This window comes from uncultured Methanobrevibacter sp., assembly GCF_902764455.1.
GTDB lineage: Archaea > Methanobacteriota > Methanobacteria > Methanobacteriales > Methanobacteriaceae > Methanocatella.
In genome coordinates this window covers 22,692-33,756 of sequence record NZ_CACWVY010000018.1, presented here as the reverse complement: position 1 = coordinate 33,756, position 11,065 = coordinate 22,692, and the positions used below count along the sequence as shown (strand labels likewise).

Annotated in this window: 7 protein-coding genes; 3 read left to right on the top strand and 4 right to left on the bottom strand. The window is 28.1% G+C overall.

Annotation, left to right across the window (positions count from 1 at the left end; translation table 11 throughout):
- Window positions 1–4 precede the first annotated feature (4 nt).
- Genes QZU75_RS07105 through QZU75_RS07095 form a run of 3 tightly spaced genes read right to left on the bottom strand, consistent with a single transcriptional unit; the run spans window position 5 to window position 3,971 of the window.
- Window positions 5–301, bottom strand: a complete 297-nt coding sequence (locus QZU75_RS07105) for an STAS domain-containing protein (protein WP_296882592.1) — start codon at window positions 299–301, stop codon at window positions 5–7.
- 4 nt (window positions 302–305) lie between these two features.
- A complete protein-coding gene (locus QZU75_RS07100) occupies window positions 306–2,066 on the bottom strand; it encodes an MATE family efflux transporter (RefSeq protein ID WP_296882590.1) in 1,761 nt (586 codons plus the stop codon).
- Between the two features lie 39 nt (window positions 2,067–2,105).
- Complete coding sequence (locus tag QZU75_RS07095; RefSeq protein WP_296882589.1) at window positions 2,106–3,971, bottom strand: sensor histidine kinase; 1,866 nt, start codon at window positions 3,969–3,971, stop codon at window positions 2,106–2,108.
- A 103-nt stretch (window positions 3,972–4,074) separates the two neighbouring features.
- Here QZU75_RS07095 and QZU75_RS07090 point away from each other — a divergent pair, with 103 nt between their 5' ends.
- Window positions 4,075–6,003: a PP2C family protein-serine/threonine phosphatase gene (locus tag QZU75_RS07090; RefSeq protein WP_296882588.1), complete on the top strand. Its 1,929-nt coding sequence runs from the start codon at window positions 4,075–4,077 to the stop codon at window positions 6,001–6,003.
- The gene (locus QZU75_RS07085; RefSeq protein WP_296882586.1) at window positions 6,000–7,865 is read left to right on the top strand and encodes a PP2C family protein-serine/threonine phosphatase; all 1,866 of its coding nucleotides are present in this window, start codon (window positions 6,000–6,002) and stop codon (window positions 7,863–7,865) included. The genes QZU75_RS07090 and QZU75_RS07085 overlap by 4 nt, the downstream gene beginning before the upstream one ends.
- Window positions 7,866–7,947: 82 nt before the next feature.
- Here QZU75_RS07085 and QZU75_RS07080 read toward each other — a convergent pair whose 3' ends face one another.
- Entirely contained in the window at window positions 7,948–9,396 is a 1,449-nt protein-coding gene (locus QZU75_RS07080; RefSeq protein WP_296882585.1) for a sodium-dependent transporter, read from the bottom strand.
- Window positions 9,397–9,851: 455 nt separating this feature from the next.
- Between QZU75_RS07080 and QZU75_RS07075 the strand changes: the two genes are divergently transcribed.
- Window positions 9,852–11,033, top strand: coding sequence for a type IV pilus biogenesis/stability protein PilW (locus tag QZU75_RS07075; RefSeq protein WP_296882583.1), 1,182 nt, complete (start codon window positions 9,852–9,854; stop codon window positions 11,031–11,033).
- Window positions 11,034–11,065: the final 32 nt, after the last annotated feature.

Here is an 11,065-nt window from a genome sequence, read left to right as displayed (position 1 = left end):
ATAACTATTCAATAGTCAATATATCTACAAATCCTGTTGATTCAAATACCTCCATCACAATATCCTGAACATTAGTTACTTTCATGGAACCCTGTTTGTTCATTGTTTTTTGAGTAGATAAAATTATTCGAAGCCCTGAACTTGAAATATAAATTAATTCAGATAAATCAAAAGTTAACTCTTCGACATCATCTAAACTGTTTTCAAGCACTTCTTTAAGTTTGGGAGAATTTTTTGTATCTAATCTGCCGGTTAATTTAATATATAATTTTTTTCCGTCTTTGTGTTTTTCTATGTCCATAAATTCACCAATTATAATTTTTAGGAATAACAATCTTATTGTTATTTAGTTTAACATTATAATTATAATTATGTTCCATATCCTTTGAAAAGTTTTTGATAATTTTAATCCCCAAGTCTTCTTTTTTCTGAAAATCCTTTTCAATATCAAAAGGAACACCACTATCTTGGAAATAAACTATAATATCCTCAGTATTTTTATAAAGAATCCTAATATTTAGGTATTTATCTTTCTTAGATTTATATGCATGGGCAAAGATAGCTGTACCCATTTCCTCAAGAATTAGTTGTATTTTCAATTTAGTTTCATCATCTAAATCATCGTCCACCAAATTTTTATCAATATTTTCAACAACATCTAACAGCTCCTCTTCCGATTCAACATATACTTCATAAGTATCTTCAGAGGGAAACAGATTTTCATCCATTATTACAAAATCACTTAATGATTTGGGGAATTTTTTAGTTTTCAATTTAATTAAGAATGGTAAACTAAGCAAAGTAACAATTTCACCTAATACAAAACTTATCCAAATACCATCACCCCCCATTAGAAATGAAAATATGATTGCAAATGCTGATAAAAATAAGAAACTATGGGCAAAACTTATATAATTAGCAATTTTTAACTGCTGTGTCGCATTATAAAAGTTTAATAAAATGAAACATAATCCTGAAAACGGTAGAGACCACGCAAATATTCTAAGGCCTCTTACTGTTACATCATATACCTCCGGATTTTTTCCAAACATATAAACAAAATAAGGAGCGAAAATAAACAGAATTAATGCAATTATAGAAATAATGAATAATGCATATTTAATTGATATTTCTAATAATTGTTCCAATTGGGTTTTATCTTTTTCACCATAAAATAATCCTCCCAATGCCAAAGTAGTTGATCCAATTCCAACACCTACACTGCACAGCAATAAATAAATATTTGACTGTATAGAAAGAGCACTTAAAAATATTAATCCCCCAACCATTACACCCAAATAATTTGTAATTATAGTACGAAGCATATTATAAATTTGATTTAAAGCATTAGGAAGCCCTGATTTTATTACTTGAGACAATTCCATTTTAAATTCTAAATTTCTTTGGAATTTATATGTGCTTCTATTTGAAAGAAAATGACTCAATAAAAATAGTACAGTAATTATGGCACTTAATGCAGTTGCCAGCCCAACACCAAAAATATCTGTTTTAAATATCATTACAAATACTAAATTTAAAATCAGATTTAATAAAACTAATGATAAACCTGCATAAAGACCTAATGACGGATATCCATCGATTCTTGAATAATTTATAAAAATATATAGAAAAATCAATGGTAAAATTACTAAAAACAATCCCTTCATCAATGATACTGTTGCATTAAATGATTCACCAGTAGCACCCAACATTTGCGCAACATTTGGCGTAAACATTAATAATAAAACTGTTAAAACTATTCCGATAATTGCTGCAACAATGCATACTACTGTGAAATTGTTATTTACTCTTTTTTCATCAGCCATATTATTAGATGCAACAATAGAACCTCCATATGCGAATATATATCCTATTGCCAAATTCGCATAAAGGACAGGTAATGCCAAACCGAATGCTGCAAGACCAATTTTACCAAAAAAGTTACCAATAATTATTCCATTTAGAATAACTACTAAAATAGTACATACAACAGCAATTACTGCCCCAAGAATATAGTTTTTAAAAAAGGAATTTAATAATTTATTATCGTTACTTAATAAATTCATAATTTTACCAGCATAATATTAAACATCAAAATATTTTGATTAGTGAATTGTATGCATCATCTCAATAGGGAAAACTAATTCATATACAATTCCGTTTTCAATTTTTATTGAAGTAATAGTTCCGTCTAACTGTTTTGTTAAGCTTTTTATTATTTCACATCCTATGACATCAGTAATGTCCTTTGAATCTTTAATTCCAATACCAATTTCTTCAAATGTTAAAATCACAGTATCCTTATCAGACATTGTTACTTTTTTAGTTATCTTTTTTAGTGTCGTTTTTTCTGGAAATGCGTTTCTTATAGCAATCATTGTTAGTTCATCAATGATTAAGAGCAATGGAGTTATGACTTCAATTGATACATTTATATTTTCATCAACATATGTTTTAAACTCGATTTCCATAGGTGAATTAACTAATTTTTTTGTGCTTACATCCTGATCACTTAAACATTCCTTTAAATTAATATTTTTAAAATCTGGAGAATTGTATATTTTTTCATGGAGCAATGCAAGGGAAGTTAAACGTGTTTGCATATGTTCAATAACTAACTCAGGAGAATTTTTATAAGCACGTTTTTCAAGATTTAAAAAACTATTAATAATTTGCAAATTATTCTTTACTCTGTGATGCAATTCCTTAATTAATACTAGCTGTCGTTCATTAGATTCAATCAATTGTTCTTTTTTCAGCATCTCTTCAGTAACGTCTGTTAAAAATCCAAGACTATGCACATTATTATTATACTCAAATCTTTCAATATACAAATTAACAATCTTTATATTCTGAGGGTCTCCGTCAACTTTATATGTCAATGTTTCGTCAACCTTAGTTATGTCACCATCAGCCAGCTTTATAATTTCATCAACAACTTCTTTCTCAGCAATATTATTTAAAATTTCACGGGAATGAACATATTCCTCGTAATCCTTTTCAATCAGATTATAAAAACCTTTGGAGAAACTATATAGCTTTTTATTCAAAGGTTCAATTAACCAAGCTAATTTCATAGTGCTTTTTGAACCATCCAATAAAAAATCAATAGATTCAGTACTTTCACTATGTCTCTGAGTAAGGACATTAATCCAACCTTGACGAATAAAGACACCTTTATCATCAAAATAAGAATAAACAGTAACTTCAATAAGTTTTAAAATACCCTCCCCATCCACAATCCGAAGAATTTCATCATATTGTGAAGTTTCTTTGTTTGTGAAATTTAAAATCTTATCAACTTTATATTTATCCTCTGGAATCGCCAAATCTAAAACAATATTGTGGCGCTCATCAGATTCTTCTTTAGGACGATTGATGATATTATATATTCCCTGAGACCAGGTATATTTTCCATTTATTTTATAATAACTGCCAGTTTGCGAAAGATTTTCCATTATGTTATTTTGGTTTTCATCCAAAGTTATATCAATCATGCTTTCAGGATTACTTATTGTTCCATAAACATCCGTAACTATTATAAATATCTTTTCCATATAAAAAACTATTTTTGCAGTACTTTTCTTAATGGATTCATTCTGAGTATCATAATATACAAACCTAATTTTTTTTGTAGTGTGGTTTGTATAACTCTCAAATAAATTATCATGTAAACTATCAAAAAATAATGGTGAAATCTTACTTAATAGTCTGCCTTTTACATCTTCTTGCGATAAATTGTATGTCTCAAGAAGATTACCGCTTGATTTCTGGATAATGAAATCTTTTCCATTTTCATATGGAATAAATATATGAACCTCATCTGAAATATTATTGAGAAACTCCTGAATTGGATCATCTTCAATATCAAATTCCTGTGGTGTTGAATTATAAAAATCCTTTACAGTAGCATTAAAAATTCGAATTTCATAAACATCTTCTAAATTCAGATAGTCCTTTTCAATCTTCATCAAAACCAGCCTTCCAATTTAATAACTTCAAAAATACCATTATATCCTTGACAAAATTATATATAAATATGTATATATATAAGGTTTATTAAAGATAGTATCAATGGACTCCACTATAATTAAAAAATTATTTACCAAAAAATGGTTTATTATCCTTTTCACATTTACAGTTGAATTGATATTTAATTATCTTTTTGAAGTTCAACATATAGGGGGCTATTACATATATGCAGATATTGCTCTTGGCCCAATTTTTGGTTTAATGTTTGGTCCAATGGGTGCTTTAGGTTTTGCATTAGGAACATTAGTCGGAGAACTGCTTGAAGGAATAGGACTACCTGCACCTTTTATCGATTTTATAATCACATTTTTTATTTCAGTATTAACATATAGATTATGGTATACTACATTCAATAGAGGAAAAAAAGATACTCCCAGATTTAATTCAACTTATAATATTATCAAATTTTTATCAATAACAATACTAATTTCAATCGTATATTTCTCATTTTTAGTTATATCATTTTCACTTTTCCATAATTTAAATTATTCCTATTCCATTTCAGATGTAAACTTTAATGTACCTTACATGTTAAATATTATTACGTTTACTATAATATTCGGATTATTGCTAATTAGTTCTTTCAATATCCTTAAAATACCTTTACAAACTCCTAAAAAGAAGATTACAAAAATCAATATTAATCAAAATTATCTTTTAGCAGTACTTTTAATATGCGTAGGTTATTTCCTACTTAAGGAGTTTATTATAAATATCAAATCCCTAAGGTATTTTTTCAATTTTGTTACAATAATTACTTCAATACTATTATATTTCAATACTTTCGACGTGACAGTTGAACCAACAAATGACAATTATTCAATTATTGAGGAAATGATATTAGTTTTCTTAGCTATTATAACTTTGACAATAATATTGAACTTTAACTATTTCCATGTGTTAATTTTATCATATGTTCCTAAAATAGATCCATCATATCAGATTTTAATCATTCTTTCATTCACAAGCGTGCTTATATTATTAGTTTCATTAATCTTTATCCGATTCATTGAAAAAACAATAACTAATCCGCTTTATGCCATGATAGATACTGCAGATAATTACTTTAAAACTAAAAATAAAGTTGAATCAGTACATAAATTAAAGAAATACATAACAAATGATGACAGTATCGGATTGTTAGTTAACTCATTTGTAACATTATATGATAAAATTAGAACTAATTTAAATCAACTCCAAATAACAACTTCCGAAAAAGAAAAATTTAAAACAGAATTTGATGTGGCAAGCCAAATACAATCAAATATGCTGCCAAAAAATTTCGATGAAATTGCAAAAAATGAATCATTTGAAATCTATGCATATATGAAACCTGCAAGAGAAGCTGGAGGAGACTTTTATGATTATTTCAAAATCAATGAAGACAATATATATTTTGTCATCGGCGATGTTAGTGGTAAAGGAATTCCCTCAACATTATTCATGGTTAAAACAATGTATTTAATTGAAAATCATGCAAAATTCAATGAGGATTTATCACAAGTGATTGAAAAAGTAAATAATTTAGCTTATGAAAGAAATGACGAAGAATTATTTGTAACAATCTGGCTTGGAAAATTAAACTTAAAAACTGGAAAATTATCCTATGTTAATGCGGGGCACAATCAACCATTGATTAAACACGATTCCAATAATTTTGAATACATGAAAACCCATCCGAATCTTGTCATTGGTGGAATGGAAGGAATCCAGTATAACGAGCATGAAATTAATTTAAATGCCGGAGATCTGATATTTTTATATACTGACGGAGTTACAGAAGCAAATGATAATTATAATGAATTTTATGGTGAAAATCGTTTAAAAGAAATAATTAATAAAAATAAAAATAAAAAATTAAACGATATAATAAATGAAATTACCAAAGACATTGATAAATTTTACAATAACAGCGAACAATATGATGATATAACTATGCTAATTATAAAATATAACGGGTGGGTAGAATGAATTATAAAGAACTTTTCAAATCACCAATATTTATTGTATTTATCTCCATGATAATAAATATAATACTTATACTAATTGGATACCTCTGGTTTGACAATAATTATATTCATTTAGAATTATCTGCTTTACTTATATTAAGTTTATTACTAGGCCCATATGCAATATTAGGTTTTAGCATAGTTGAACTTCTATATTGGATTTTAGTCTTAGGCATGAGTAATGCAACAGTAATCCTATTAAGTTTATCATCGCTAATTGTATTAGGAATACTGCCTTGGAAATTATGGTACATGACAAAATCCAAAAGAGGTTTTGAAATACCTAATATGAACAGTTTTTACAGCTTTGCTAAAATAATTATTATCATATTATTTATTATTTTACAAACATACATATTCTCTCATCAAATATATAATGAAATTTTCAGCTTAAACCTTGAAAGTTTTTACATGATTTTTATTTTAGGATTAATCTTGCTATTATTAGGTATGGGACTATTTGGAAAATTAAATATTGCAGTATATACTCCAAAACAAATTAAAAAATTTATGCCTGATCGATTATACAATTTAGCATTGGCAATTGCAATAATTCTTTCCATAGCCACATTAAATTATCAGAATAATCTTTGTTTATTTTTAATTTTAATATTGTATGCAATATTTTTATTTAAACCACTTGATGAGGATGTTTTTAAAATAAAAAATAGGCAGAAACTTACAATATTTTATAAGGCATTATTTTCAATATTCATTATTTTAATAATAATCCCAACAATTCTGTTAGTATCATTAACTGCACTTGGAATTTATGAAGATGAAATTACTTCTGAATTTTTAAATTATTTGGTTCTCTTATCCGGGTTTTTCTTAGCCATTCTAATACCATTAGTTATTTACATGTACTTTTTGGAAAAACAAGTTTTAAACCCAATCAATCAATTATCTTCATATCTATTAGAAGAAATAAATGATGAGGTTGATTTAGATAATCTCGTTAATAATTTAAATGACATTACAGTGAATAACGAAATAAAATCATTATCCGAATCCATGCTTAATATGGAAAAAGAATTTGCTGATTACCGTGCAAATTTGTTGGATGTAACTAAAGAAAAAGAAAGATATGAAACAGAACTCAAATTAGCTCATGAAATCCAACATTCAATGATTCCAACTGATTTTGAAAAATTCAATGAAACTAATAATATAAATCTTTGGGGATTTATGAAAGCTGCACATGCTGTTGGTGGAGACTTTTATGATTATTTCAAAATCGATGAAGAAAATATCGGAATTGTAATAGGCGACGTTAGTGGAAAAGGAGTCTCAACTACATTAATCCTAGTAAAAACTATGACATTAATTAGGGATTATGCTACATATTATTCAGATTTATCCGATGCATTATATGAACTTAATAACGAACTTTGTAAAAATAACGTTAAAGGATTATTTGTTGGTTGTTTACTTGCAAAACTTAATATAAAAACTGGAGAATTATGTTATGTTAATGCAGGACATAGAAAACCATTAATTAGGCGAAATAATGGTGATTTTGAATATTTAAATGAAAAACCAGGATTACTTTTAGCAGGAATGGAAAATATCCATTATAAAAAGCATACCATTCATTTAAACCCTAATGATACAGTATTCTTATATACAGATGGAGTTACATATGCAAACGATGGAAATGATAACTATTATGGAGAAAGAAATCTGCAGAAAATATTAAATCAAAATAAGGATAATGAATTAAAAATTATCATAAAATCCGTTGAAGAGGATATCAACAAGTTCTGTAATAATAAAGAATTATCTGATGATATAGCAATGCTTATCCTAAAAATGAACAAGTAACACCACATCTGTCCAGTTCATCTACAACTTAAAAGAAGTGTGGGTAGTATTATTGCATTTTTAACCCATTAGATTCTAAAATTTAATCAGCATTAATTTTAGTTAAAATTCCACTGAATAACAGAACTAAAACCATTATAACAATATATACGATTGCTTCAAATGAATCAACATCGGTAAATAGACTATATATTCCAACTAACCACATTCCTATTAAAAAGCATGGTAAAACATATTTTATTATAAATTTCCATAGGGAACCTACCTTGAATCTGCTGTTTTCATTAATTACCGGAATTAATGAATCGACATTAAATATCCATGTGAAAATGATACATTGAATCGCTATTAAGAACAATATTCCAAATTCATTCACAAATCCGTCGACGACCCCTACAAGATAAGAACTAATTCCTGTTGTAAATATTAATGAAAATATACAACCTATTATGCTTAGAACCGTTACAGTTTTCTTACGAGACCAATTAAATTTGTCTTCTGTTGATTTTACCATCGGTTCAAATATTCCAACTGCCGAAGTAATTCCTGCAAACAAAATTGCTAAAAATAGTAATGGTGCCAATATGTGTCCCATTGCACCCATAATATTAAAAATCATTGGGAAAACAACAAATATCAATCCTGTACCTTCACTAACCAGTTGGACCATCGGAGTTCCTGATGAAAATGACATGAATCCTAAAATTGAAAAAATACCGAAAGCTGTGAAAATCTCAAATGACGAATTTGCAAAAACAACAAGCAATACATTATCAATTAGTTTGGAATTTTCAGGTAAATAACTGGCATAAGTTAACGCAATTGCCTGTCCCATGCTCAATGAGAAAAGAATCTGAGAAAATGCTGCAAGCCAAATATTAATATCAGTTAATTTGCTCCAGTCAGGTTGCAGCAATGTTTGTATACCTATGTTAGCTCCAGGCAGTGTCAAAGCGTAAAGCACTATTCCAATCATGATAATAAAAAGGGAAGGTATTAATATTTTTGAAATTTTTCCTATTCCATCATTTAAATCCCTATGGGATATGAACCATACAATAACCCATATTATTATTGCACCAATTGTTGTCGGAATTATAAAAGAACTTAAATTTGACAAATTGGAACTTCCACCAACATTTTTAACAAAATATAATGCTACATCGTTGCCCCATGAAAATGTGAAACTGGAACTCAAATATATTAAATCCCAACCCAATATAACAATATAGTAAATCAATACCGTGAAAACAAATAATAGTAAAACCCATGAAACAAATTCCAGTTTAGGATTAATTCTTTTCAATATATTCGAAAAAGAATCCTTAAAATTATATCCAATACCATATTCCAATATTAGAAACGGAATGCCCAATATAGCTATAGCAATAAGATAAGGGATAAAAAATGTCCCTCCTCCGTTTGAATAGACAACATAGCTAAAACGCCAAATATTCCCTAAACCAACGGCCGCCCCAATCATTGCAAATAAAAATGATAACTGTGAATTCCACTGAGTTTTCTCCACCATTTTTCTCACCTAATGCAAAAAAATATACTAATCTATAAATTAAGTTTATTTTGAACAATTAAATAATTTTTGGAAACCTGATGAAAAGATTTTTTCAAAAATTTGCTGATTTTAAAAATCACATTTTCAATTTTTGGTTTCAAATTAAATCCTAAAGCATTGAATAGGAGATGAGAATGAATAAGTGAAAATGGAGGGACAGAAGAAAAAAAAGACCTATAACCTCATGAAGAATGAATTTTGAACCCTCTAAAATAGGACAAAATAAGAAATTTTATCTCATCTCCATTTAGTATATTAGTCATAAGACATATTTATACTTTTAATAGCTTAAAAACAATATTTAAACTAGTTTTAAAGATTTTAAAGCAAAATAAATATTGTTTTGAAATAAAACATATATTTATATAGTTTTGATAATAATTTATACACATAGCTTGTTAGAGGTGCTTAACATGGATGTCCAGACAAAAGAAAAACTAAAATTAGCACAAAGATTCAAAAAGGAAAACAAAATTGACGAATCAGAGGAAATTTACAGAGAATATTGGGAAAAATCACCTGAAGATTTCTCAGAATTCGACAAAACTACTTTCAGTTGGATTCTCTACAAAAAGTACATCAAAGACAATGAGAATCTTGAGGAAATTCTTGAAAGTGCTGAATTAATAACTGACATGAAAAAACAAGAAGATCAATCTAAAAACAACAAATATCCATGTCCATACACATTAGCAGTTTTAAAAGTTCTTGAAAACTTAAACAAAAACAGTGACTTTGAAGAAGTTGTAATGTGGGCAGAAATGATTAATCCTGAATATTTGAGCCAAAAGGCCAGTGATTTCAATGGAAGAAAATACCCTTCAAACAAAGAGAAATATTACAGCCAGCTAACAAAGGCACTTTTAAAACTTGATGAGATTGACAGGTGCTATGAGCTGTCAAAAGAAGCTCTTGAATTAGAAGAACTGACTGATGACATCTGGTTTAAATGGAGATTGGCCAAATGCGCTAATGAAATTGGAGAATATGATGAAGCGATTGAATATCTCAAGTATATCATCACGAAAAAACAGGACTGGTATATTAAAGCCGAAATAGCTAACAGCTATTACTTTAACGGAGATTTTGAAAATTCTCTATCCTATGCAATCGATGCAGTTTTAACATCTGCACCTAGTGAAAGTAAAGTAAATGTCTATTCATTGATTGCAGATTTGGTTGAAGACGAATATCCTGATGAAGCTTTGCAGAACAGATATTTAGAGTATAGTATCAGACTTAACAAGGGATGGAAAATTGATGAGAGATTATCTGAAAAAATTGAAGAAGCAGGGCTTGACACAGAAAATACAGAATACTGGAAAATAGAAAAAGAACTTAAAAACTTTTGGAATGAATTAAGATACAAAGACCAGCAACCCCAATACGGAATCATAAGCAATATATTGCCTCATGGAAAATCAGGTTTCATACAATCAGAGGACGGCAAGTCATATTATTTCAAAAAATTTGACTTCAAAGGAAACATGGGAGACTACCATGTCGGCACAAGTGTAAGTTTCTATCTCGAAGAGGGCTATGATAAAGCTAAAGATAAAATAAAAATGAATGCCGTGAATATTAATACAATATAGATAGGGAAATTCCCAATCTCAATTTTTAAAAA